The sequence below is a fragment of the Saccharothrix sp. NRRL B-16314 genome (genome assembly GCF_000716595.1).
In the GTDB taxonomy this organism is placed as follows: Bacteria; Actinomycetota; Actinomycetes; order Mycobacteriales; family Pseudonocardiaceae; genus Actinosynnema.
In genome coordinates this window covers 167008-192477 of sequence record NZ_JNXC01000040.1, presented here as the reverse complement: position 1 = coordinate 192477, position 25470 = coordinate 167008, and the positions used below count along the sequence as shown (strand labels likewise).

Below are 25470 nucleotides of genomic sequence, written 5' to 3'. Positions count from 1 at the left end.
CTGAGGTGCTCCGACCCTACGAACGCGCCGTGACGACCGGCCTCCGTCGAATGACCGGGTAGGTGACCGGGGTCAATCTGCACGGGTACCGGCAACGCAAGAGATGCACATCAGACCGCAAATTATTGACAGCACTCGTTGACAGGGGTTCACCCATCTGAAACATTCGGGCCTGAAACGTGAAAGAAGCCGACTCTGTCCCCCTGCTGAACAGAGGACCCCCAATGACGTGGAAGCAGCCAGGTCGACGGATCGCCGTCGGCCTGCTCGTGCTCGGCCTACCACTCCTCGGACTGAACCCGGTCGCCACCGCCGACACCGACCTCGCCACCGGCCGCACCGTCACCGCGAGCAGCTCGCAACCCGGGTACCCGGCGTCCAACGCCACCGACGGCAACCCGGACAGCTACTGGGAGAGCGGCAACAACGCCTTCCCGCAGTGGCTCCAGGTCGACCTCGGCTCGGCCGTCGCGGTGAACCGGGTCGTGCTGGAGCTGCCGTCCTCCTGGGGCGCGCGCACCCAGACCCTCGCGGTGCGGGGCAGCACCACCGGCACGTCGTTCACCGACCTCTCGGCGTCGGCCGGCCGGGTGTTCGCCCCCACCTCGGGCAACACCGTGACCATCGACTTCGCCGCGACCACCACGAGGTACGTGCGCCTGGACATCACCGCGAACACGGGCTGGCCCGCGGGTCAGGTCTCGGGGTTCGCGGTGCACGGCCCGAGCTCGGGCGACACCCGACCGCCCACCGCGCCCGGCGACCTCGCCTACACCGAGCCGGGTTCCGGCCAGGTCCGACTGACGTGGACGGCGTCGAGCGACGACACCGGCGTCACCGGCTACGTCGTCTACGCCAACGGCGCCGAGCGCGCGACCGTCGCCGGGAACGTCCTGACCCACACGGACACCCAGCCCGCGTCGGCCACAGTGCAGTACTACGTGCGGGCGCGTGACGCGGCGGGCAACCTGTCGCCGGAGAGCAACCGCGTGACGCGCGCGGGCCAGAACGGCGGCACGAACCTCGCCGCAGGCAAACCGGTCGAGGCGTCGTCGTCCATCTTCTCCTTCGTCCCGACCAACGCCACCGACGGGAACATCGGCACCTACTGGGAGTCCAACGGCTTCCCGTCCACGCTGACCGTGAAGCTCGGCTCGAACGCCGACCTCGGCTCGGTCGTGGTGAAGCTGAACCCCGATAGCGCGTGGGGCACGCGCACCCAGGCGATCCAGGTCCTCGGCCGCGACCAGTCCGGCACGACGTTCACGTCGCTGGTGAACCGCGGCGACTACGTGTTCAGCCCGTCCGCGCAGAACACCGTCACGATCCCGGTGGGAGGCCGGGTGGCGGACCTGCGGCTCCAGTTCTCCACCAACACCGGCGCGCCCGGCGGCCAGGTCGCCGAGCTCCAGGTCTTCGGCACCCCCGCGCCGAACCCGGACCTGACGATCGGCTCGCTGACCTCGTCGCCCGCGAACCCGGTGGAGACGGACGCCATCAGGCTGTCCGCGACCGTCCGCAACACCGGCACGGCCCCGGCGCCCGCGTCGAGCGTGGCGTTCGACCTCGGCGGCACGTCCGGCACCGCGCCCGTCGCGGCCCTGGCCGCCGGCGCGTCCGCGACCGTCTCGTTCGACGCGGGCCGGCGTCCTCAGGGCACCCACCGGGCGACGGCCACCGTCGACCCGACGAACACCGTGGTCGAGCAGGACGACAGCAACAACGCGACGTCCGCGCAGGTGGTCGTGGGCCAGGCTCCCGGACCCGACCTCCGGGTCGTCGGGTTCACGTCCACCCCGCCGAACCCGTCCGTCGGCGCGCAGGTCACGTTCACCGCGCAGGTGAACAACCGCGGCACCACGGCGTCCGGCACGTCCGTGACCCGGGTCGTCGCGGGCGGCAGCACGCTGGACACCACCACCGGTCCCGTCGCGGCGGGCGCGACGGTGAACGTGGCGATCACCGGCAGCTGGACGGCCACCAGCGGCGGCGCGACCATCACGGCCACCGCCGACGCCACCGGCACCGTCGTCGAGACCGACGAGACCAACAACTCGTTCTCCCGCGCGATCGTCGTGGGACGCGGCGCGGCCGTGCCGTACACGTCGTACGAAGCGGAAGCCGGGCAGTACCAGGGCACCCTGCTGACCGCCGACCGGCTGCGGACGTTCGGGCACACCAACTTCGCCACCGAGTCGTCCGGCCGGCAGTCCGTGCGGTTGAGCAGCACCGGCCAGTTCGTCGAGTTCACCTCGACCAACCAGGCCAACTCGATCGTGGTGCGCAACTCGATCCCCGACGCGCCCGGCGGCGGTGGCATCGACGCGACGATCAGCCTGTACGCCAACGGGTCCTACGTCCGGAAGCTCACCCTGTCCTCCAAGCACTCGTGGCTGTACGGGAACTCGGACGGCCCGGAGTCGCTGACCAACAGCCCGCAGGCCGACGCGCGCCGGCTGTTCGACGAGTCGCACGCGCTGCTGTCGTCGTCCTACCCGCCCGGCACGAAGTTCAAGCTCCAGCGGGACGCGGGCGACACGGCGTCGTTCTACGTCATCGACCTGATCGACCTGGAGCAGGTCGCGCCCCCGTCGTCCCAGCCCGCGGGCTGCACGTCCATCACGGCGTACGGTGCGGTGCCCGACGACGGCAACGACGACACCGCCGCCATCCAGCGGGCCGTGACGGACGACCAGAACGGCGTCATCGGCTGCGTGTGGATTCCCGCCGGCCAGTGGCGGCAGGAGAAGAAGATCCTCACCGACGACCCGCTCGACCGGGGCCAGTTCAACCAGGTGGGCATCTCCGACGTCACCATCCGCGGCGCGGGGATGTGGCACTCCCAGCTTTACACGCTCACCCAGCCGCAGGACGCCGTCGGCGGCATCAACCACCCGCACGAGGGCAACTTCGGCTTCGACATCGACGACAACGTGCAGATCTCGGACATCGCCATCTTCGGGTCCGGCCGGATTCGCGGCGGCGACGGCAACGCCGAGGGCGGCGTCGGGCTCAACGGCCGGTTCGGGCAGCACACCAAGATCAGCAACGTGTGGATCGAGCACGCCAACGTCGGCGTGTGGGTCGGTCGCGACTACGACAACATCCCCGCGCTGTGGGGACCGGCCGACGGCCTGGAGCTCAGCGGCATGCGCATCCGCGACACCTACGCGGACGGCATCAACTTCACCAACGGCACCCGCAACTCGAAGGTGTTCAACTCGTCGTTCCGCACAACCGGTGACGACGCGCTCGCGGTGTGGGCCAGCCGTTACGTGAAGGACACGGCCGTGGACATCGCGCACGACAACCAGTTCGTCAACAACACCGTGCAACTACCCTGGCGTGCCAACGGCATCGCCATCTACGGCGGCTACGGCAACAAGGTCGAGAACAACCTGGTGCACGACACGATGAACTACCCGGGCATCATGCTGGCGACCGACCACGACCCGCTGCCGTTCTCCGGCACGACGCTGATCGCCAACAACGGCCTGTACCGCACGGGTGGCGCGTTCTGGGGTGAGCAGCAGGAGTTCGGCGCGATCACGTTGTTCGCGGCGAGCCTGGACATCCCGGGCGTGACGATCCGCGACACGGAGATCCACGACTCGACGTACGACGGCATCCAGTTCAAGACCGGTGGCGGCGCCTACCCGAACGTGGCGATCAGCAACGTCCGGATCGACAAGTCCACCAACGGCGCGGGCATCCTCGCCATGGGCGGCGCCCGCGGCAGCGCCACCCTGACGAACGTGACCATCACCAACTCGGCCACCGGTGACGTGGTGGTCGAGCCGGGGTCGTCGTTCACGATCAACGGAGCACCGTCCTCGGCGATGCGCCCCGCCTGACCGTCGTCCGTGGAACGCGGGTCGGCGCACTGTCGGCCCGCGTTCGGCGGCGTTGGCGGTGTGACCATGGCCGTTGTACCAGCTCGATTCGTCGCCGGTCATCGCTCTACCGGCCCCAGGCAGCGGTCGGTTGTCATCTGGCATCTGTCAACCACCGCAAGTCGGTGCCATCCGGGCGTCCGAAGAGGTTGAATTCCCGCCTACGCCGCTTGGAGCAAGGAGTGCACATGCGCACAGCAACCGTGGCCGCGGCAGTTGTCGCTTTGGCCGCCGTGACCGCTTTGCCCGCTTCCGCGATCAACACCTACAACGCCGTACCCGCCCCGGAGCGCACCGAGGTCGGTGCCCTGGTCGCGACCTGGGACAACGACGACAACCCCGCCACGCCGGACCGCGTCGACTGGGTGTGCAGCGGCACGATGGTCGACGCCGGCACGTTCCTCACCGCGGCGCACTGCGTCGACGGTTGGCCGTCGAACGTCAAGTTCTACGTCTCGCTGACGCAGGACGTGCAGTCCGCCCTCGACGCCGCGACGGGCACCCCGGCGCAGAAGGCGGCGGCGGTCGGTGTGCAGGGCGTGGCACACGCGGACCCGTCCTACCCCGGCAACTCCGCCGATTCGCACGACATCGCGGTGATCGAGGTGCCCGCCAAGCAGGTGGCAGCGCGGTGGAGCTTCACGCCCGCCACCCTGCCGACCGCGGGCAAGCTCGACGCGATGGGCCCGAAGGCGCTCGACGCCGCCGAGTACACCGTCGTCGGCTACGGCACGGAGGAGGCCCAGAACGGCCCCGGCGGCCAGACACACCCCGGCGGCGGCGTGCGGATGAAGGCCTCGCTGGGCTTCAACGCGCTCAACAACACCTGGCTGCGGCTGTCGATGATCGAGGCGCAGGGCAACGGCGGCGCGTGCTACGGCGACTCCGGCGGCCCGAACTTCGCCACGATCGACGGCAAGCGCGTCCTCGTGGCGACCACGATCACCGGCGACGCCCCGTGCTACGCGACCAACGTCGTGTACCGCCTGGACGCTCCGTCGGCCCGCTCGTTCCTCGCACCCTTCGTCGCCCTCCCGTAACACCGACGACAGCGGACAGCGCTGGTTCCCACCATCGGGAACCAGCGCTGTCCGCTGTGATCGCCGATCCCCGCCGGGAATTCTGGTTTCATTGATCCACGAGGGGGGCGGCGTACGGGGAGGGGCCACGTGACGACGGAGAACACGGCGAACGCCCGTTCGATCGCGGCCTCGGTCCAGGCCGGTGTCGTCCACGGCGGTATCAACGTCCACGCCGAGTCCGTCCACGCCTCGATCCCCTACAACCTGCCGTCCGGCACGCGCCGCTTCGTCGGCAGGGAGGCCGAACTCCGGCGGTTGCAGGAGCTGGCGACGGCGGGGTCCGGCAGTCGGGTCTGCGTGCTCGACGGGCCGCCCGGAATCGGCAAGACGGCCTTGGCCGTGTGGTGGGGCGGTGCCGCGCGCGAGTTGTTCCCCGACGGCCAGGTGTACGTCGACCTGCACGGTTTCGACGCGACCCGCCCCGCGATCGGGCCCGACGTCGCCGCTCGGTCGATCCTCAGCGCACTGCACGTGCCGTCGACGTCCCTCCCGTCCGATCCCGACGCCCAGGCGGCGTTGCTGCGCAGCATGCTCGACCAGCGACGGCTGCTGTTGATCCTGGACAACGTGCGTGACAGCGCACAGGTCCGGCCCCTGCTCCCCGGCTCGCCCGGCTGCTTCACGGTCGTGACCGCACGGCACCGCCTCGACGGGTTGGACGTGCACCACGACGCCGAGCGCGTCCCGCTCGGCCCGTTGGCCGACGGCGAGGCCGTTCAGCTGCTGGCGCAGCGGTTGGGAGCCCACCGGGTGGAGGCGGAGAGCACGGTCGTGGCGCGCATCGTGGCGGCGTGCGGCGGACACCCCCTGGCGCTGAACATCGTCGCGGCACGGGCCGCGGACGAGCCCACGAACTCGCTGAACCCCGTCATCAACGCGCTCGAGTGCAAGAACGGGGCGCTCAACGCCCTGCGCCTGCCGGACGTGGCCGACATGCGAACGGTCTTCGCCTTGTCGTACGACAACCTGACGCCGACGATGGCAAGGGAATTCCGCACGCTGGCGCTGCACCCGGGATCGGAGTGGGACGCCTCGGCCGCCGCGGCGATGATCGACAACGACCTCTTCCACGCTCGCGAGACCATCCACGAGCTGATCCGGTGCCACCTCCTGGGACGCACTTCCGCCGGGCGCTACGCGTTCCACACGTTGACCTGCGTCTACGGCTTGGACCAATCGCGGCGGCACGACTCGGCGGAGCGGCGCGCGTCAGTGCTGACCGCACTGCTCAACCACCGGCTGCACGCGGCCGACCGCGCCGACCGGCTCATCAACGCCCACCGACGCCCCGTGCCGCTGGAACCGTGCCTGCGCCCGGAACTCCTGCCCAGCCTGGCCACCCACGCCGACGCCCTCGCGTGGTTCGACGTGGAGTACGACAACGTCCTCGCCGCGATCTCCCTCGCCGTCGAGGAACAGCTCCACGACTACACCTGGCAGCTCGCCTGGACCACGTCCAACTTCGCCTACCTGACCGCACGCCGGCAGGACTGGATCGACACCCACACGGCCGCCCTGGCCGCGGTCCGGCACCTCGGCAACCCGCAGGTCGAGGTTCGGCTCCAGCAACAACTGGCACGGGCCCACCGCGAGAACGGCGACTACCTGCGGTCCGTGGATTTGTACCTCGACGCGCTCGACCACCTCGACCAGCTCGGCGACCTGGCGGGGCGCGCGAACGCGTTCAACGGACTCGCCGCGGCACACCTGGACGCCCGCTCGTTCCGCCAGGCGTTCGAAGCCGGGTCGAAGGCGCTCGAACTCTACGAACGCCTGTGCGACGACACCGGGACCGCCAGTACCGCCGGGCTGCTCGGGCAGGCCTGCCAAGCCCTGGGCGAACCGGGCGAAGCCAAGCGCTACCACCAGCGCGCCGAGAACCTCTACACCCGGTCCGGCAACTTCTACGGGCTGGCGCACGTCGCCGACTCGATGGCCGGACTGGAGTCCGACGAGGGTCGCGACGACCTGGCCAGGGCGTACCTCAAGCAGGCGATCAGGCTGCACTACGAGGTCGGGAACCTCAACTACGCCGCGAAGTCGTGCCAACGACTGCGTCCGCTGCTGGCCGACGCGGACCCGCTCGCGGACCTGCTCTCGGCTGCGATCGTGACGCTGGAGGAGAACCACAAGGCCGCCGCGTCCGCTCTGGTCGAGGCGATCACCCGATCGGCTTGACCCGCGCCGCACCCGCCTCTCGGCGGAACACCGCGACGGCGACGAGGACGAGCATCGCGACCGCACCACCCGAGAGCATCACCACCGAGGTGGACGACCGGTCGACCACCAGCCCACCCGCCAGCGCGCCGAGCGAGATGGTCGCCTGGAAGGACGACGTGAACAGCACGGTCGCCGCCTCCGGCGTCTTCGGCGACGACTGGACGAACCAGGTCTGGGAGCACACCGGCACCGCGCCGTAGGCGAGGCCCCACACGACCAGGAGCGTGATCGCACCCGGGTCGGTCCGGCCGACGAGCGGGAGGAGCAGGGTCGCCGAGCCGATCAGGGCGGCGGCGGTGCAGAACGTCGCGCGCAGGTTCCTGGTGACCCACATGCCGCCGAGGAAGTTGCCGGCGATGCCCGCCGCCCCGTAGATCAGGAGGTACGCGGTGATCGCAGCCCGCGTCGAGCCGGTGACGTCCTCCAGGAACGGCACGACGTAGGTGTAGGTGCCGAAGTGCGCCATCACGACCAAGAACGTCACGAGCAGGCCGACCCTGGTGTCGGCACCGCGCACCACCTCCCGCAGCACCGACAGCTTCGTCGGCGTCTCCGGCGGCAGGGACGGCAGGAAGGCCGCCAAGGCCGCGAGGACGGCCACGGTGAGCACGCCCATCGCCACGAACGCCGCGCGCCAACCGGCGACGTCGCCGATGAACGTGCCCGCGGGCACGCCGAGCACCGATCCCAGCGGCACCGCCGCGAAGATGACGGCGGTCGCGCGACCGACCTGGTGCTCGGGCACCAGGCGCGCGGCCAGGCCCGCTCCGATCGACCAGAACGCGCCGATGACGAGGCCCACCAGCACCCGTGACACCACCATGACCCAGTAGGCGGTCGCCGCAGCGGCCAGGAAGTCGGCCACGGCCAGCACGACCACGAGCAGGCACAGCACGGTCCGCCGGTCCGCGTGCGCGGTCGCCGCGGTCATCGTCGGCGCGGCGATCGCGGCCAGGACGCCGGGCACGAACATCATCAGCCCGGCGGTCCCGTCCGAGATCCCGAAGGTGGCGCCGATGGTCGTGAGGAGGCCGATGGGCAGGATCTCCGTGGTGACGAGGGAGAAGATCCCCATCATCAGCGAGATCACGGCCGCCCAGCCGGTCGACGGCGATCGCACGGCCGTGACCGGGCCGTCCGTGGAGGTCGGAACTCCCGTGGAGGTCGAAATTGCGGACATGTGCTGCCTCTCGCGGTGGTCCCCGGACTTGCCGCGCAAGTCCACCAGCTCCACCACGCCGGTGTCTGGCACGTTCTCGCCATCGCCATCGCCATCGTCGGTGTCGGTGCCGGTGCCGGTGTCGCGCGGTCAGCGGCATTCTTCGGGCGGCTGCGGGCGGGACAGCGTCGTGCAGATGCGGGTGATGGCGGCGTGGGCGTTCGTCGGCCACAAGCCGATCCTGCCGTCGACCCCGGCGCTGGCCACCAGCTGACCGTCGGGTGAGAAGGCGACTTCGTTGAGCGCCTCCGGCCGATGCCCGGTGTAGCGGCCCTTCAAAGTGCCGCTGCGCACGTCCCACAACCGCAGCACCGGGTCCGCGACCGTGCCGGTGGCAACGGTGGCACCGTCCGGCGAGACGGCGATCGTGCGCAACGTGGAGGTGTGCTCGCCGAACTCCCGCAGGACTTCCCCGGTGTTCGCGTCACGCACCTCGATGCGGGCGGTTTTCCCGGCGGTGAGCAGGGAACGACCGTCGGGCGTGACGTCCATCGTGACGAGGTCGTCGGACAGCGCAACGGTGCGCTCGACCGAGAAGTCCTCCGTCGTCCACATCATCAGCGCGTCGTCCGGCTCGCCGGGGATGGGGCTGATCGTGGAGGTGAGGGCCAGGAGCCGATCGCCGTCGGGCGAGAAGACGAGATCCTGGACGGAGCGGTCGCCGAGGTCGAGCAGCGCTCGTTCGGTCAGGTCCTCCGAGTTCAGCACGAGCACTTGGTGGCTGACGTCCTCGACGATCCCGGTCGGGGTCGGCAAGTACGTGATGACGATCGTGCCGCCGTCCGGTGACAGCACTACTTCGTCCAGCACTCGCCGTCCGCCTCGCGGTGGGAGCACCCGGGGCGTGCCCCCGGACGGAGGTGTCAGCGTGACGGAGCCGGCGCGGGTGGCGGTGACCTTGGTGCCGTCGGTTCCGTGGCGCACCAGCCAGCCGGTGGCGCCGAGGGACGTCGATTCCACCGCCGCACCGGTCGTCGTGTTCCAGGTCCGCACCATGCCGTCGCCGAACACGCCCGCCACCTCACCGTTGGCCGGGTTGAAGGACACCGTGTTGGCGATGTCCGTCAGCCCGTCGAGCCAATGGGTTTCGCGCTCCCACCGCACGACGTCGCCGCCGGCCGTGGCGACCGCCATCGGCCCGCCTTCGTCGGACACCGCCAAGGCCACGATGTGCACGGTCAGCATGGGCAGGTCCTCCACATGCCGGCGTGCGTGGACGTCCCACGTGGTGATGGTGCCGGCGTCAGCGGTGACCAACTGCCGGCCGTCGGTGGTGAAGGCCATGTGGTTGATGCCGCGCTCCTGCCCCAGCGGACCGGTGACGCTCCCGACGAGCGCGCCCGTCCGGACGTCCCACAACCGCAGTTCGGCTCCCACCCGGGCGGCGGTCGCCATCAGCTCGCCGGAGACGGCGATGGTCGCCATGAGGGCACCGGGCTCGCCACCCGCGACGAGCAGCGTCCGCGTCGTGAGGTCCCAGAGTTCGAAGGTGCCGTCATCGCGCCCCACCGCGAGCCGGTCGCCGGTCGGGTCGAACCGGACGTCGGTCACCACGGGCTCGGCGGTGGGCAGCTCCAGGACGCGCTGCCCGGTTCGCGGGTGCCAGACGGTCACGCCGAATGCGTCGCCGCGGATCTCGACACTGGCGATCGCGTCACCGTCGGGACGCCAGGCGACCTGTGAGGCGCCCGGCAGGGTGGCGACGGGTTCACCGTCCGGCACGCTCCAGATCCGCACGCCCTCGACTTCCGTCGACGCGGTGGCGAGCATCGAGTCGTCCGGGGAGAAGCGCACCTCGTCCACCTCTCCCCCGTGCCCCTCGAAGGTGACCGGGAGCGCGCGGTGATCGCTGATGTCCCACAGTGCGATCTCGTTGTCGGAGTGGCCGACGGCCATGAGCTCGCCGTCGTGGCTGAGGTCGACGCTGTGCGCGACGTCGCCGAACTTCTCGGTGATGGGCGGCGTGGGCATGGATGCGGAGACGAGCGCGTCGCCGGCCTCGTCGGTGGGGCTCGCACGCCAGGCGCGCAGCGCGCGGAGCATCGCCCCGCGAGGGTCCGCGTCCCGCGACAACTGCGACTCCGCGGCGAGTTGGCGGGACAGCGCGGCTTGGCGCTCGTGCTCGACGTCCACCCGGGCCGCCCACGTCGCCCCAGCACCGCCGAGAGCCGCCACGAGGCCCACCGCCAAGCCCGCGACCAGGACGCGTAGTCGACGGGTCGCCTTCTGCTGGGCGCGGTTGCTCGCGGCGAGGAACTCGTGCTCGGCCGCGCTCAGGTCGTCCCGGTCCTGCGCCCACGCCTGGACCGAGGCGAGCCGCCCTCCTCGCAGCACGTCGTCGCCGGAGCGCTGGTTGGCCAGCCAGTAGCGGACGGCGTCGTCCAGCTGCCTGCGGACCAGCAGCCCCTGCCGGTCCTCGACCACCCAGTCGCGCAACCGCGGCCACGCGGCGAGCAAGGCTTCGTGGCTGATCTGCACGGTGTCCTCGTCGACCGTCACCAGGCGCGCTCTCACCCACGGTTCCAGGACACCGCCCGGGAGTTCCCGGCGGTCCACCCTGCGCCGCACCGCGCCGTGGTCCTCGCCGACCGTCACCAGGCGGAGCATGACCGACCGCAGCGCCCGCCGCTCGGACTCCCCGAGGGTGGCGTAGACGGTCTCCGCGGTGGCGGCCACCGAGTGACCGATCCCGCCGGTGGCCAGGTAGCCCGCCGTGGTGAGCGTGTCGCCGACCCGGTTCTGCCACGTGGCTTGGAGCGCGTGAGCGAGCAGCGGCAGCGCTCCGGCCGAGTAGTCGGCGTCACCGCGAGCGCCCAGGTCGGCGACCAGCCGGTCGACCAACCCCGGTTCCACCCGCAGACCGGTCTGCCGGGCGGGTTCCGCGATCACCTGCTCCAGCTCCGCCGCGCTCATCGGACCGAGCACGAACTGCTCGGACAACGCCGCGGACAGCGCTTCGAGGCGCGTGCACTGCTCGTAGAAGTCCGCGCGCACCGCGATGACCACGACGGCGGGTGCGGCGTCGGCCAGCGCCGTCACGAACGCGGCCCGCTCCGCGGGGTCGGCGCACTGGGTGAAGACCTCTTCGAACTGGTCGACGACGACCACGAGACGCGACGAGGAGCCGTGCGCCAGCGCGGCTTGCCGTGCGAGGGCGCCGAAGTCCTCGGGCGCCGTGCGCAGTTGACGTGCCAGGTCGGGCGAGGGCACGCCCGCGACGGCCCCTACGCGTGCCGCGAGTTCGCGCAACGGGTGGGGTCCGGGTCGCATGACCACCCTGGGCCACCGCTCCGAGCCCTCCACCGGCAGGGCTCCGGCGGCGAGGGCGGGCAGGAGGCCGGCGTGCACGAGCGACGACTTGCCCGCCCCGGACGCGGCGACGATGACGAGGGGCACGCCGGTGTCGAGCCGTTCGAACAGCGTGGTGGTCAACTCGGCGACGGCGGCTTCCCTGCCGTGGAACCACCGCGTCTCCGCTGGACCGAAGCTCACCAGCCCGGGGTACGGGCAAGGGCCGGCGGCGGGGCTCGGCGCCTCGTCCGGTGGCTGGAGGAGGGCTCGGCGCAGCTTGGTGATGGCGACCAGCGCGCGATGGGTCACCCTGGACTGGGTGCGCTGTTCGCTGCGCGTGGCGGCCAGTTCGTGCGCCATGTCCGCGATCGTGCGCGTCGAGGCGTGCACATCGGCGCGCAGGTCGTCGACCACCCAGCGGAAGTCCCGGAACTCGGCGATCGCCAGCATCAGCTCCTGGTGCAGGGCCTTGGCGTGCACTTCGGACTCGCCCAGTGCGACTCCGACGCCCTGCACGGCCACCAGCACCCGGCCCATGTCTTCGAGCAGCCGGTCGGAGTGGGCGTCACCGCGCTCCAGTGCGGTCGTCAACTCCTCCCCCAGCACCTGCCGCAGGCGTTCCTCGGTCACCTCCCCCTCGCGGTTGCGCAGCGAGCGCGCGGTGTTGCCCATGACGTCGGCCAGGTGGTTCCCGCCCATGCCGCCCAGCAGGTCACCGAGCGGCCCCACGAACTCACCTGTCACACCCATCGCGGTTCCCGCCAGCGGAGCCACCGCGGCGGCCGTGAGGAAGGCGTAGATGCCGTACGGCGTGACCTTCCGCACCCCGCGCCCGGTGGTCCGCCCCGCCGAGCGCACCCAGTCCCGCACACCGCGCTTGGCTCGCCGCCGCGCCTCGGATCCCCCCGGCTCGACTGCCGGCTCGCCCGCTTCCCCGTTCCCTGACGTGATCACAACCGCTACATCGCCGCAGGCCGACGCCGCGCACGCGGGTGCCGCTAACGATCACATCACACCACCGACGGTGACCCGCAGTTTTGCGGACGACCCGCTCGCCCGCCCCGCCGCACCGGGCAAAGTGGTTGAGGAATCAATCAGCGGGACGCCGCGTTCCACGGGGTGTGAAGAAAATCGGATTCCTGTCGTTCGGGCACTGGTCCGACGGGCCGCACTCGCTGACCAGGACGGCGTCGGACGCGCTGCTGCAGGCCGTCGACCTCGCCGTGGCCGCCGAGGAGCTGGGCGTGGACGGCGCCTACTTCCGGGTGCACCACTTCGCGCGGCAGCTGACCGCGCCGTTCCCGCTGCTCGCCGCGATCGGCGCCAGGACCGAACGCATCGAGATCGGCACCGGCGTGATCGACATGCGCTACGAGAACCCGATGTACATGGCCGAGGACGCCGGCGCCGCGGACCTCATCGCCGGCGGCAGGCTCCAGCTCGGCATCTCCCGGGGATCACCAGAGCAGGTGGTCGACGGGTGGCGGTACTTCGGCTACCAGCCCAGTGAGGGCGAAACGGACGCCGACATGGCCCGCAAGCACGCCGAGGTGCTGCTGACCGTGCTGGAGGGCAAGGGCTTCGCCCAGCCCAACCCGCGCCCGATGTTCCCCAACCCGCCGGGGCTGCTGCGCGTCGAGCCGCACTCGCCGGGGCTGCGCGAGCGGATCTGGTGGGGCGCGGGCTCCAACGCCACCGCGGTCTGGGCGGCGCAGCAGGGCATGCACCTGATGAGCTCGACGTTGAAGAACGACGAGGGCGGCGCGCCGTTCCACGTCCAGCAGGCCGAGCAGATCCGGGCGTTCCGCAAGGCGTGGGCGGAAGCCGGTTGGCAGCGCGAGCCGCGCGTCTCGGTCTCGCGGAGCATCTTCGCGCTCACCTCGGACCTCGACCACGCCTACTTCGGCGACGACGGCGACAGCACCGACAAGATCGGCTACATCGACGCCGACACCAGGGCGGTCTTCGGCCGCACGTACGCCGCCGAACCCGACGTGCTGATCGAGCAGCTGGCCGGGGACGAGGCCATCGCCGAGGCCGACACGCTGCTGCTGACCGTGCCCAACCAGCTCGGCGTCGACTACAACGCGCACGTGCTCGAGAGCATCCTCACCCACATCGCACCCGCCCTCGGCTGGCGCTGACCGGACGACGGGCAACAACTCACCAACTACGCCTATTGAACGTCAAGTATTGACCAGCCGCGTGGCCGGCGGGAGAGTGGCACCCCTGGAGTCGTCTGCCCAGGAGGCCGTCGTGTCGAGATCGACATCCCGCACCTTCCTCACCGCCGCCGTCGTGGCCGGCGTCGCCGCAGGCATGTCGACCGCGGGGGCTTCCCCGCACGACGCCGCGTCGCCGGCCGGGCGGCAGGAGGTCTACGCGGCTGCCGCGCACGAGTTCGGCGTGCCGGAGTCCGTGCTGCTCGGCGTGTCCTACCTGCAATCCCGGTGGGACGTGAACGCCGGCCTGCCGAGCACCAGCGCCGGCTACGGGCCGATGCACCTGACCGACGTCGTGGCCGCGAACGAAGGCGGCACCCACCACGACGACGGCACGGAGGACCCGCGCGGCGATTCCGCGCGGCCGGAACTGCTGCCCGAGGCCGGCGAGCAGGACCTGTCCGCGCCGGCGCTGCGCACCGCGGCCGTGGCCGCCGGGCTGACCGGGACGGACGCCGCGACCCTGCGGTCCGACCCCGCGCAGAACATCCGGGGCGGCGCCGCGCTGCTCGCGAGCTACCAGCGCGACCTCGGTGTGACCGGCGACGAACCGGCCGACTGGTACGGCGCCGTCGCCCGGTACAGCGGGGCGCAGGACACCGGCGCGGCCCGCACGTTCGCCGACGAGGTCTTCAAGACGATCAACGAGGGCGCGGCGCGGGTGACCGACGACGGTCAGCACGTCCGGCTGCCCGCCACCGCCACCACCCCGGACACCGGGCAGCTCGCCGGCCTCGGGCTGCGCGCGACGGACTCCGGTGAGACCGAGTGCCCGGCCGACCTCGGGTGCGAGTGGATCCCCGCGCCGTACGCCGAGTTCGGCGACGGCGATTACGGCAACCACGACAAGGCGAACCGGCCGGAGAGCCAGAAGATCGACTACATCGTCATCCACGACACCGAGGGCAGCTACGCCACGACGCTGCGGCTCGTGCAGGACCCGCAGTACGTCAGCTGGCAGTACACGCTGCGGTCGGCCGACGGGCACGTCGCGCAGCACGTGAAGGCCAAGGACGTCGCGTGGCAGGCCGGCAACTGGTACGTCAACTCCAAGTCGATCGGGCTGGAGCACGAGGGCTTCGCCGCCAACGGCGCCTGGTACACCGAGGCGCTGTACCGGTCCTCGGCCAAGCTCGTGCGGTACCTGGCGGACAAGTACGACATCCCGCTGGACCGGCACCACGTCATCGGGCACGACAACGTGCCGGGAACCGTGCCGTCGACCGTGCGCGGGATGCACTGGGACCCGGGCCCCTACTGGGACTGGGCGCACTACTTCGACCTGCTGCGGGCGCCGTTCCGGTCGACGGGCACGCCGCGCACCGGGCTCGTGACGATCAACCCCGACTACGCCGGCAACAAGCCCGCGTTCACCGGCTGCGTCACCGCCGGCGTGCCGTGCGAGCCGCACGGGTCCGGCACGGTGGTGCTGCGCACGGCCCCCTCCGACACCGCGCCGCTGGTGACGGACATCGCGCTGCACCCGGACGGCGCACCGGGCACGATGCGCATCTCCGACATCTCGGCTCGTGCGGAGACCGGCCAGACGTACGCGATCGCCGAGCGGCTCGGCGAGTGGGTCGCGGTGTGGTACCTGGGCCAGAAGGGCTGGTTCCGCGCGTCGGACGCGGTGTGGTCGGTCGGGTTCGTGGCGACGCCGAAGCCGGGTCGCGCGAGCGTGCCGGTGTACGGCCGGGCGTACCCGGAGGCGGCGGCGTACCCGGCGGACATCCCGGTGCAGGCCGTGACGCCGCTCCAGTACTCGCTGCCGGCCGGGCAGTCCTACGCCGTCGGCCTGGTGACGCCGTCCGAGTACTACCGGGCGGTGACCTACGACCCGGCGAACCACACCGTGGTGCGCGGGCAGACGAGGTACTACCAGATCCAGTTCGGGCACCGCGTGGCGTTCGTGAACGCCGACGACGTGGACGTCCGCCCGTCCGCGCGGTAGCCGACCGCCGCAATCCGGACCCCGCGCCGATGGGGCGCGGGGTCCGGCGCGGTCAGTCCGGCGCGGTCAGTCCGGCGCGGTCAGTCCGGCGCGGTCCTCCAGCGCGGCGATGAACTGCTCGAACGTGGCGGCGACCCGGCGTGGCACGCGGTCCTCGTCGACGTAGGCCACCGCGGGCTCGCCGGTCGGGCCGCACTCGGAGTAGTCGAGCATCACGGTGTCGTGTCCTCCCGACGGGGTGTCGCAGACGACCACACCGATGTCCGGGTAGCACCACTCCCCCACCAGGTACCGGCTGCCCAGGTCCTCCGAATCGATGCCCCAGGCGCCGCCGAGGCCGCGCAGGCCGCGGATCTCGAAGTGGTCCGGCGCCCACGACGTCGGGAACGGCGTGCGCAGGCAACGGCGGCGCGGTGTGCCGCCGTTGCGCTGCGCCAACAACGCGAGGTAGGTCCGCGGGAGCCGGACGCCCAGGTGGGCCTCGGCCGCGCGGACCATCTCGTCGGTCAGAGGAGGACCCGTGTAGTACGGGTCCTCCTCGAAGAACTGCTCACTCGTGCAGCTTGGCAGCGTGCCCTCCCGTGTGGCCCGTGGCGGCGTGGACGTCACGGCGGATCAACTGCATCAGACCATTGTCCTGGTGGTGGTGCCAGGTGTAGTCGGACGGTGTGTTCTTCAACCCGGCCGCCTCGTTCGCCAGCCGCTCGTCCACCTTCCGGTTGCCGGTCAGCTTGATCCGCACGTCCGGGACCTTCGGGTGGCGCCACTTGGAGAAGTCCGGGAACCCGTTCTTGTCGAACGGGACGCCGGTCTTCGGGTGCTTCCCGCCGGCCAGGTGCTTGTTGCGGATGACCGGACCACCGCAGTTGTGCACCAGGACGTCGACCGCACCCGCCGCCACGTGGTACGTGTGCAGTCCGTCGACGGTCAGGTTGTGCACCCGCTGCGGTTGCGTCCACGCCCTGACCGCGGTCACCTGGACGTAGGTGCCGCTGCCGGTGCGCAGCAACGTGTCGACCCGGATGTCCTTCGCGTCGACCCACGACCCGAGGTCGGCCGCCCAGAACGGGTGACCGTCGGTGGCGATGACCGTGCCCTTGCCCGAACCTGTGTCGACGGTGATCTCGACCAGGTCCTTCGAGCCGTTGCCGACGATCAGGTCGGTCACCGGCCGGGCCTCGACCACGCCCGTCTCCGGGTCGGTGGCCAGCACCAGGTCGCCGACCTCGACCTCGCTGATCGGCTTCCGCGTGCCGTCGGCCATCAGCACCGGTGTCTCCGGCGTGAAGCTGTTGGGCACCGCGCAGGGCACCGACGTGTTGCCCGCCGCCTTGGCCGCGTCACCGCCCTTGTCCGTGGCACGGGCCGTGGTGCGGGCGCCTTCGACGGCCCGTTCCGCGTCCCGCGCCCGGTCGGCGGCCCGGACCACCTCCACGCCCTTCTCGGCCGCGCGACCGGCCTTGATCAGGGCGCCCGCACCGCCAGGCACGACGGGCAGCACCAGCGCCGCGCCGTCCGCGACGATGCCGACGGCGTCCAGCGCCGCGCCCCACCCGTTGCCCTCGCGGACGTTCTGCACGAAGCTCGCCACGCCGATGCCCAGGCTGATGGCGTCCCACGCGCTCTCCACGTACCGACCGTCGGGGTCGGTGAACTTCAGCGGGTTGTTGTGGGCGTACGTGTAGGCCGCGAGGTTGACCGGCCGGTGCACGCCGCCGGCGGGTCCACCGTCGAGGTAGGACTCGATGATCGGGTCCGGGCTCTGCCAGACCTGCGTGCGCGGGTTGTAGTAGCGGGCGCCGTAGTAGTAGAAGCCGGTCTCCTCGTCCAGCTCCTTGGACCCGTACAGGAACGGGACCGGCGTCGGCTGCGCCGGGTGCTCCTGCACCCACGGCTCGCCGAACGCGAAGTACTCGGTGTGCTCGGTCAGGTTGCCGTGCTCGTCGGTGACGTACCCCGACGAGCCGAGGTGGTCGGCGTGGAAGAAGAAGTGGTGGTTCTCGTAGGTGGAGTCGGTCTTGACCGTCTTCGTGGCGATCCGGGTGTCACCGACGAACACGTGCTTGAACGCCGTGCCGTTGCGCTCGCTGAACGCCCGGTTGGGATAGATGTGCTGCGGTCCGGCGTTCTTGACGACCCGGTTGCCCTCGTCGTCGTACGCGTACCGCACGGTCGCCGGCTGCTGCGGGCTGGTGCACGCGTCCGGGTGCTGGGCGACGGTCTTGTTGCGGCTGTGGTCCTGGTTGCAGGCGAGCCTGTTCTCCTCGTCCCACACGAGCTGCCGCCGCTTGCCCGGCGCGGGCGGCAGGGTGTTGACGGAGTCGACCAGGTTGCCGTTGGCGTCGTAGGACTCGTTGACCGGTCCGACGGCGCTGGGCGCGTGCGGCTTGCCGCTGTTGTAGGCGTAGTTGTAGTCGTAGGTGGTCTTCTTCTGCTCCTGCGCGGTCGTCGTGGACTGCACCGAGTAGGCGACCGGCTCGTACGCGGGCTGCGTGGACGGTGCGGGCTCGGTCTCCGAGACCTGCTCGTCCTCGGGCTCGATCGGCCCGAGCGGCGGCAGGGGCTCACCGGTCGTGGGGTCGGTGACCGGCTCGTCCGTCAGCGTCGTCGGCGCCGGCTCCGACTGGGTGGACGTGGAGCCGGACTGCACCAGGATCTCGTGCCGCTGGCTCTTGGCCGTCAGGTTGTGGACGGAGTCGTAGCCGAGGGCCATCGAGTACCGGTCGAGCTTGTTGTCCTTGTTCCGGTACTCGCCGGTGGCCGCCGTGACCCGGTACAGGTCGTCGTAGCCGTAGGTCTGCCTGCTCGGCCCGCCGATCGGCTTGCCGTGCGGCAGCGGCACGGTGTTGGTGAGCGACAGGACGTTGCCCACGTTGTCGTACTCGTAGCTGATGTCCTGGAACTGGTGCCCGTCGGCCAGCTTCGACTTCAGGTTGCTCAGCTGCCGGTCGGCCGGGTCGTAGGCGAACGTGGTGCGCACGCCCGTCCCGGTCTCCTGCAACAGCCGCTGGCCGAACTTGTCGTAGTCGAGCCGCGCCAGGTACGGGTAGTCGAACCCGGCCTTGCGCCCGGTGGCGCGGGTGACCTGGCCGCCGGAGTCGTACTCGTAGGTGAGCACCTCGCCGTCGGGGTAGGTCATGTCGAGCACCCGGTTGAACGAGTCGTACCGGTACCCGGTGGTGTAGGTCCGCGCCGGTGTGGTGAGCGCGGTGACCGTGCGGGTCTCGCTCGTCTTCTCGCCCAGGGCGCCGTACTTGCGGGTCACGGTGCCCGCCGCGTCGCGTACGGCCACCACTCGGTCCGCGCCGTTGTCCGGCGCGCCCGGCCCGCCGTAGGTGTAGGTGACGTTGTTGCCGGAGAACACCGGGTACCGGATGCCGGCGAGCCGGTTGTACTCGTAGTCGTACTCGACGGCCTTGCCCGCCGCCCGCAGCTTGGCCGTGATCTTCGCGGTCTTGTTGCCCGCCAGGTCGTACCGGGTCTCGGTGCGGCCGGAATCGGGGCTGTCCACGACGGTGCGGCGGCCGAAGTTGTCGTACTCGGCCCTGGTCGTGTTGCCCTTGTCGTCCACGACGCCGGTGAGCTGGCCCATCGGGTCGTAGCCGTAGCTGGTCCAGATCGCCGTGCCGGCGTTGAACTCCTGCACGGCGGTGGTCAGCACCCGCACGTCGGTGTAGGTGCGGCGCTCCTTGCCGTTGGCGTCGGTGGCCGTGGTCCGGAACCGGGTCTCGCCGGAGCGGTCGGCGCCGAAGCCGTAGGCCAGCTGGTTGGACGTGCCGTCCGGCAGCACGGACTTGACGCTGCGGTCCACCACGTCGTAGCTCAGCCTGGTGGGGGCCACCGCGTCGTAGGCCGCGTTGAACGCCGTGGCGCCCGCGCCCTTCGGCTCGGTCACCGGGTAGTACTGCTCGACGACCCGGCCCAGCGGGTCGAACGTGACCCGACCGGACACCACCATCACGTCCGCGGGCGCGCTGCCCGCGACGTCGGCGACGGACCCGTCCTGCTTGCTCTGCACCGGTCGGGCGAGCCCGTCGGCGAACTGGACGGTGTCGATCGTGTCGTCGCGCACGCCGGTCGCGGTGCAGTCGAGGTGCCGGGTGACCGCGTACGGGACGACCGCCTCCGGGTGGTACTCGAAGTCGATCGTGGCCCGCCCGGAGCCGATCTCGTACGGCCCGACCACCTCGTCCACGCGACCGACGCTGTCGTAGGACATGCGCAGCGACTGGTGGTTCTCGTCGACGGTGAGGTCGGGCAGGCCGAACCGCAGGTCGTGCGTGGCCGACGACTCGTAGCCGAAGCTGTCCTTGATGGACTCGACGTGCACGCCGACGACCGTGTCGTAGCCGTACTCCTGCCGGTAGCGCTGCCCGTTCTTGTTGGCCGGTCCGGTGATGGTGCGCAGGTTGCCGTTGTCGTGGTAGGTCAGGTCGCTGACCGCGGCCGTGCCGTCGGGCAGGACCTCGCGCACCGACAGCACGTCACCGGTCGCGCAGTCCACTGTGGACTCACGATGGCGCATCAGGGTGCGCGGGCTGGTGCCGTGCTCCCGGACGAGGTTCGCGACGCCGACGATGTTGCGGTCGCGGCACGCCTGGGTCGAGGACGTGTAGCCGAACTCGGCCTCCACGTCGTCACCCGGGCCGGTGTCGGCGGCGTCGAACGACCGCACGAGGTTGCCGTGCTCGTCGTACGACATCTCGGTGTAGGTGGACTTGCCCGGGTTCGCCTGGCCCTCGTGGTAGTGCTTGTCCACGCGGGCCAGCAGCGGGAAGACCCTCGCCGCCGTCGCCTTCGGGTTCGCGTCGCCGCCGGTGGCCACGTCGCGCAACCGGTAGGTGTTGACCGTCTCCTGGAACAGACCGCCCGACGGGTCCGCGGTCGCGGACCGGGTCATCAGCCCGCGCAGGTAGTACGTGTCCGTGCGGTACTCGCTGGTCAGCGCCCGGAGCAGGGCGTCACCCGCGCCCGCGTCGCGCTGCTCGGCGACGACCTTGCCGTAGCCGAGGAACTCGCGCTCCAGCCGGTCGTACTTGCCCGCCTCGTAGCGGAACGTGGACAGCTGCACGTCCTGGCCGTCGCCGGGGTGCCCGTCGTGCACGGAGGACCGGGAGAGCACCCACTTCGAGTCGGGCTGGTCCTGCGTGTTGCCGGACCGGGTGTAGTCCAGGTCGATCCGCGCGCCCAGCGGCCGGGACACGGTGCGCAGCAGGTTCGTGCGCCCGGTCTTGTTGGCCGCCACCACGAGCTCGTCGTCACGGGTGGAGCGGACGTGGTCGGCGTACCCGTCGCCGTTGACGTCGCGCAGCGCCACCTCGGCGCGGCCGATGCCGGTGGAGACGTCGGCGCCGGGGTTGAAGACCAGGCAGCCGAAGAAGAAGCAGAACCCGAACGTGAAGTACACGCCGCCGCCGAGGGTGGCGTTCTCGTCCTTGCCGATGTCGCCCGCGCTGCCGCGGAACGGGGTCGGCGGGCCGAACCCGTTGCCGGTGTTGACCGCGACGCCGACGGGGTTGTCGCCGTTGGCGAACACGCGATCGGCCAGGCCGTCGCCGTTGACGTCCAGGAGCGTGGCGCTGGTGACCGACGAGCCGACCGCCGCCGACACACCGCCCGCGAAGCCGTAGTAGTTGGTGTTGAAGCCCAGGTTCACGCCGGCGCTGGTGGTCTTGCCGTCGTTGACCGGGCCGCCCGGCCACGGCTCGCGCGCCGCGAACGAGTAGCCGAGGTTCAGCGCGGCGTCGCCGTTGTCGAACACCTTGTCCGGCAGGCCGTCGCCGTTGATGTCGATCAGGTCGTGGCCGGTGTCGGACTCGCCGCCGCCGACGTTGCCGCCGATGCCGAGCGCGGGCATCTCCGGGCCGGACTTGGCGCTGTTGGCGTTGCGGTTGCCCGAGGGCGCCGCCTCGCCGCGACCGTTGCCGCTGGTCCGGGCCGGGCTGCCCGCGTTGGCGTTCACGCCGTAGGCCAGCGAGTCGGACTCGCGCACCGCGTCGCCGACGCTGCCCCTGGTGTCGCCGAGGCCGCCGGTCATGTCGGAGTACTGCACGCCCGCCGAGCCGACGACGTCGGGGAACCGGTCGCCGTTGAGGTCGAGGAAGTCGAGCTGCCCGGTGGTGCGGCCCTTCGCGACGCTCGCGCCGCCGCCGATCGGGACGCCGGGGATGCTCGCACCGAAGGTGGTCGAGATCTGCTGCGTGCGCCCGCGCCGGGACACGGCCGCGGCACCCGCGACGTCGCCGTCGGTGACCACGTCGATGGTGTCCAGACCGAGGCGCGAACCGGCCGCGGCGTCACGCGACACCCAGGTGTTGTCGTCCGCGCCGGCCCAGCGGTCCTGCGCGGGAAGCGGTGCGAACACCACCACCCTCGGCTGCTTGACCTGCGGGTTCTCCGTGAAGCCCGGTACGTCGTCCTCGGTCGGGCCGTCGGGCAGCTCGTCGCGGTAGCTCTCGTCCAGGACGAGGTCTCCGCGGCTGATCGGCCTGGTCGCCCGGTCGCGGTTGCCCTGGTAGCCCACGGTGCCCCAGCCCCGGTACGGCTGCGCGAACGCACCCTGCTCGGCGGAGGCGTGCAGGGCGCTGGGCACGGCGGTGAAGTTCGTGCCGTCGTAGGAGAGGGACGCCGACTGGCCCGTCAACCGCGCCGGCAGGGCGGTGTCGAGGGTGGCGAAGTCGAAGAACAGCTCGTCGCCCTGGGCGACCTCGGCGGTGATGCGCAGCGACGCCGGGTCGGGCACCTGTCCGTCCACCACGTCGATCACCCGCTTGGCCAGCAGCTCGCCGCGCTTCTTGACCGTGAAGACGACCCGGGTGTCCGTGGCCTGACCTGCGAAGTCGAAGGTCAGCGCCGGTTCGACGGTGACGGTGCCGCCCTGCGTCGCCGTGTACGACGCCTGCGGTGCGGTCAGCGTGGACACCGGGTACATGTCCAGGTCGTACGGCGGGTGGATGACCAGCGTCGGGTTGCCGTCGCCGTCCACCACCGAGTCGACGCCCTGCGCCGCCGTGTAATGGGCGCGCGGCACCCAGCGCAGCGTCCCGGCGTCGACCGGCGAGTCGACCTTCAGCCGCCAGGACAGGGTGTCCTCCGCGGTGACCGGGATGTCCAGGTCGATCGATGCGGTGCCGGCACTGCCGCGTGCCAGCGTGTGGCTGTAGACGTCGGACCCGTTGCGGGTAACCACGACCGTCACGTCGTCCGTCGTGGGACCGGACTTGGTGACGTCACCGGACAGGTGCAGCGTGCCGGTCAGCGGCGCGACGACGACCGACGGACGACCGCCGAGCGTGAAGTCGCGGGACGCGAGGTAGGTGTCGTTGGCCAGGCCGTTGACGTCGGTGCTCGCCGGGACGCCGGTGTAGGTGACCTTCGGGTCCCACGCGACCGTGTCGTAGCGGCCGTCGAGCACGGACTGCACGCGGAAGAACAGCGCCTCGCCCTTGCGCACGGCGATGTCTTCGGTGCCCGTCGGCGCGAACTCGATGTAGTCGTCCGGGCCGATGCGCTGCGACCACAGCTCGGTGTCCTGGTGCTGGACGGCCACCCGGACGCCGTCCGCCGAGCGGTACGCCTGCCGTTCAGGGCTCGTGTCCTGCACCAGCTTCACGCGGCCGTCCACGCGGACCGTGCCGTCGAACGGCGCCACCCAGCGGCGCACGCCGTCCAGCAGCGGGAACGCGTCGACCTGGCGCTCGAACTCGGCGGTCTGGTCGCCGACGATCGTGCCGGACGCGGTGCCGTCGCCCACGGGGACGCCGGTGTCGCCGCTGTCTGCGCTGTAGGCGGGCCGGCCGTCGGCGTCGAGGTGGCCGAACAGGACGCCGCCGTTGTTCACCAGGTCGGTGATGCCGTCGCCGTTGACGTCGGTGAAGTAGCGGTCGGACGTGGTGGTCGTGGAGACGTAGTCCAGCTGTGCCGCCACGCCGAAGTAGGACTCGATGCCGACGGTGCCGGACCGGGTCTTCTCGGTGGAGATGCCCGGCAGGTTCGTCAGGCGGATCGGGGTGTCACCGAACCTGGTCTGCCCGTCCGGGCCCGACTCGTTGGGGCGGTAGAACACGCCACCGCCGGAGCGGAACACCTTGTCGGGCAGGTTGTCGCCGTTGACGTCGGCGAGCGCGAGCAGGCCGTCGGAGGAGCCGGAGTTGTAGCCGACCTTGACGCCCGCGGAGTTCGACTTGCTCACCGAGGTCGGGTTGTAGCCGACGTACAGGTGACCGCCCGCGCTCGTCGACGTGGTCGCCGAGAGCGCACTGGCCTCGCCGTCGCGGACGTTCACGCCCAGGTCGTCGTCGGCGACGGCCCAGTTGCCCGCCGCGTCGAACGCGTCGTACCCGCCGGAGGCGTCGCGGATGTCGTCGAAGTAGTCGAACGTGTGGGTGTTGAAGCGGGTGTTGTTCGCGTCGAACTGGCTGACCGAGCCGAGCAGCGTCTTCGCGAACGCGCCCTGGCGGTACTCCAGCTCGTAGGCGCGGACCAGGGTGTCGTCCACCTTCACCTCGACCCGCCGCAACAGGTCGGCGGTGACCCGCTTGAACCCGGAGCGGGCCTCGATCTGCACGTCGCCGCGGCGCGGTTCGCCCCGGTCGCGGTCACGGGTGAAGGTGACCGAGTAGCGGCCCTCGGTGTCGCCGTGCCCGGTGTAGGTAATCTTCGCGGGGTACAGGTTGGCGCCCGGCACCGATCCGCCCGCGACACCGGCGTCCTCGACGCGGACGCTGTGGTAGCGCACGAAGTTGTCGTTGGTGTCACGGGTCTCGCGCAGCGCCCAGGTGGCGATGTTGCCGGACGCGTCGGCCAGCGTGGACGTCTGGTCGCCGCCGAAGACCGACCGCGTGCCCTCCCGGTCCACGACCTCCCACCAGTAGTTGGTGGGGTGGTCGCCGTGCCGGACGATCTTGTCGAACCGTCCCTCGACGCGGGTGTGGAACACCTTCTCGGCGGTGCGCGCCTGGAGCTCGCCGCGGTGCGCGACGGGGGTGAGCTGCTCGCCGTTGAGCAGGTAGGTCTCGGTTTCCAGGCCGGCGTGGTAGCGCGGCACGCCCCAGCGGGTGTCGAGGGTGATCGCGGCCTGGGCGAGGTCCCAGCCGACACCGGTCCAGCCGTTGCCGCCGGCGGAGTTGTACTGGACGCCGAGCTGCGGCTGCATCCCCGCCCGGCCCGGCGGCACCTCCAGCGGGTACGACAGCCGGGCGTCGCCCATGTTGTTCGGGCTGGGCGCGGAGACGAGGTTGACCCCGCTCGTCGGGTCGGCGGCCTTGATGCCCTTGAGCTGGTTGGGGTTGAACGCGGCACCTTCGGGGTGGTCCGGCGCGGTCACCGAGCCGTCGCCCGCCGAGGTCGGGCGGACCGGCCTGAACAGCTCGGGTGGCGTCAACCCGATGCCGATCAGGGCGAGGACGGCGAGGAGGGCTACCCCGGCGCGTCCCCTGGGTCTCGGTCTGCGGCGTAACCCGGCGCGAGCGAACATGCGGTGTCCCCCTCATCAGGCGGCGGTCTTCCCTAGCCTGTTCGGGGAACGGCATCCCGCTCGTTACGTCGGCACCCGTCTGTCACTCACCTGGTCTAGCGACACACCGCGTCGCTC

General features: G+C 71.1%; 9 protein-coding genes. 5 read left to right on the top strand and 4 right to left on the bottom strand.

From position 1 onward, the window contains the following. Positions 1-224: 224 nt before the first annotated feature. From OQ02_RS35825 to OQ02_RS35815, 3 genes are all read left to right on the top strand, one after another. Positions 225-3854 carry a CARDB domain-containing protein gene (locus tag OQ02_RS35825; RefSeq protein ID WP_033443092.1) on the top strand — a complete coding sequence of 1210 codons (3630 nt, stop codon included), beginning with the start codon at positions 225-227 and terminating at the stop codon, positions 3852-3854. Positions 3855-4081: 227 nt separating this feature from the next. Beyond that, positions 4082-4933: a trypsin-like serine protease gene (locus OQ02_RS35820; RefSeq protein ID WP_033443091.1), complete on the top strand. Its 852-nt coding sequence runs from the start codon at positions 4082-4084 to the stop codon at positions 4931-4933. 129 nt (positions 4934-5062) lie between these two features. Further along, positions 5063-7153 carry an ATP-binding protein gene (locus tag OQ02_RS35815; protein ID WP_033443090.1) on the top strand — a complete coding sequence of 697 codons (2091 nt, stop codon included), beginning with the start codon at positions 5063-5065 and terminating at the stop codon, positions 7151-7153. On the opposite strand, the gene OQ02_RS35810 is transcribed toward OQ02_RS35815, so the two are convergent. Further along, positions 7137-8447, bottom strand: coding sequence for an MFS transporter (locus tag OQ02_RS35810; protein ID WP_231500371.1), 1311 nt, complete (start codon positions 8445-8447; stop codon positions 7137-7139). The two genes, OQ02_RS35815 and OQ02_RS35810, sit on opposite strands and share 17 nt — an antisense overlap. A 57-nt stretch (positions 8448-8504) precedes the next feature. Next, complete coding sequence (locus OQ02_RS40435) at positions 8505-12659, bottom strand: WD40 repeat domain-containing protein (RefSeq protein WP_156077512.1); 4155 nt, start codon at positions 12657-12659, stop codon at positions 8505-8507. 167 nt (positions 12660-12826) lie between these two features. Between OQ02_RS40435 and OQ02_RS35800 the strand changes: the two genes are divergently transcribed. Together OQ02_RS35800 and OQ02_RS35795 are read left to right on the top strand one after the other, a co-directional pair. Next, entirely contained in the window at positions 12827-13849 is a 1023-nt protein-coding gene (locus tag OQ02_RS35800) for an LLM class flavin-dependent oxidoreductase (RefSeq protein WP_033443089.1), read from the top strand. Positions 13850-14024: 175 nt separating this feature from the next. Beyond that, entirely contained in the window at positions 14025-15878 is a 1854-nt protein-coding gene (locus tag OQ02_RS35795; RefSeq protein WP_081916184.1) for an N-acetylmuramoyl-L-alanine amidase, read from the top strand. Between the two features lie 66 nt (positions 15879-15944). Here OQ02_RS35795 and OQ02_RS35790 read toward each other — a convergent pair whose 3' ends face one another. Both OQ02_RS35790 and OQ02_RS35785 read right to left on the bottom strand, forming a co-directional pair. Continuing rightward, entirely contained in the window at positions 15945-16487 is a 543-nt protein-coding gene (locus tag OQ02_RS35790) for an SMI1/KNR4 family protein (RefSeq protein ID WP_231500370.1), read from the bottom strand. Further along, on the bottom strand, positions 16429-25353 hold the full coding sequence (locus tag OQ02_RS35785) for a SpvB/TcaC N-terminal domain-containing protein (protein WP_081916179.1): 8925 nt from the start codon (positions 25351-25353) through the stop codon (positions 16429-16431). The genes OQ02_RS35790 and OQ02_RS35785 overlap by 59 nt, the downstream gene beginning before the upstream one ends. Between the last annotated feature and the right edge of the window lie 117 nt (positions 25354-25470).

Excerpts from the sequence above, each read along its gene's own strand:
- OQ02_RS35825 (WP_033443092.1), top strand. The coding sequence starts at position 225 with ATGACGTGGAAGCAGCCAGGTCGACGGATCGCCGTCGGCCTGCTCGTG.
- OQ02_RS35820 (WP_033443091.1), top strand. The coding sequence starts at position 4,082 with ATGCGCACAGCAACCGTGGCCGCGGCAGTTGTCGCTTTGGCCGCCGTG.
- OQ02_RS35795 (WP_081916184.1), top strand. The coding sequence starts at position 14,025 with ATGTCGACCGCGGGGGCTTCCCCGCACGACGCCGCGTCGCCGGCCGGG.
- OQ02_RS35785 (WP_081916179.1), bottom strand. The coding sequence starts at position 25,353 with ATGTTCGCTCGCGCCGGGTTACGCCGCAGACCGAGACCCAGGGGACGC.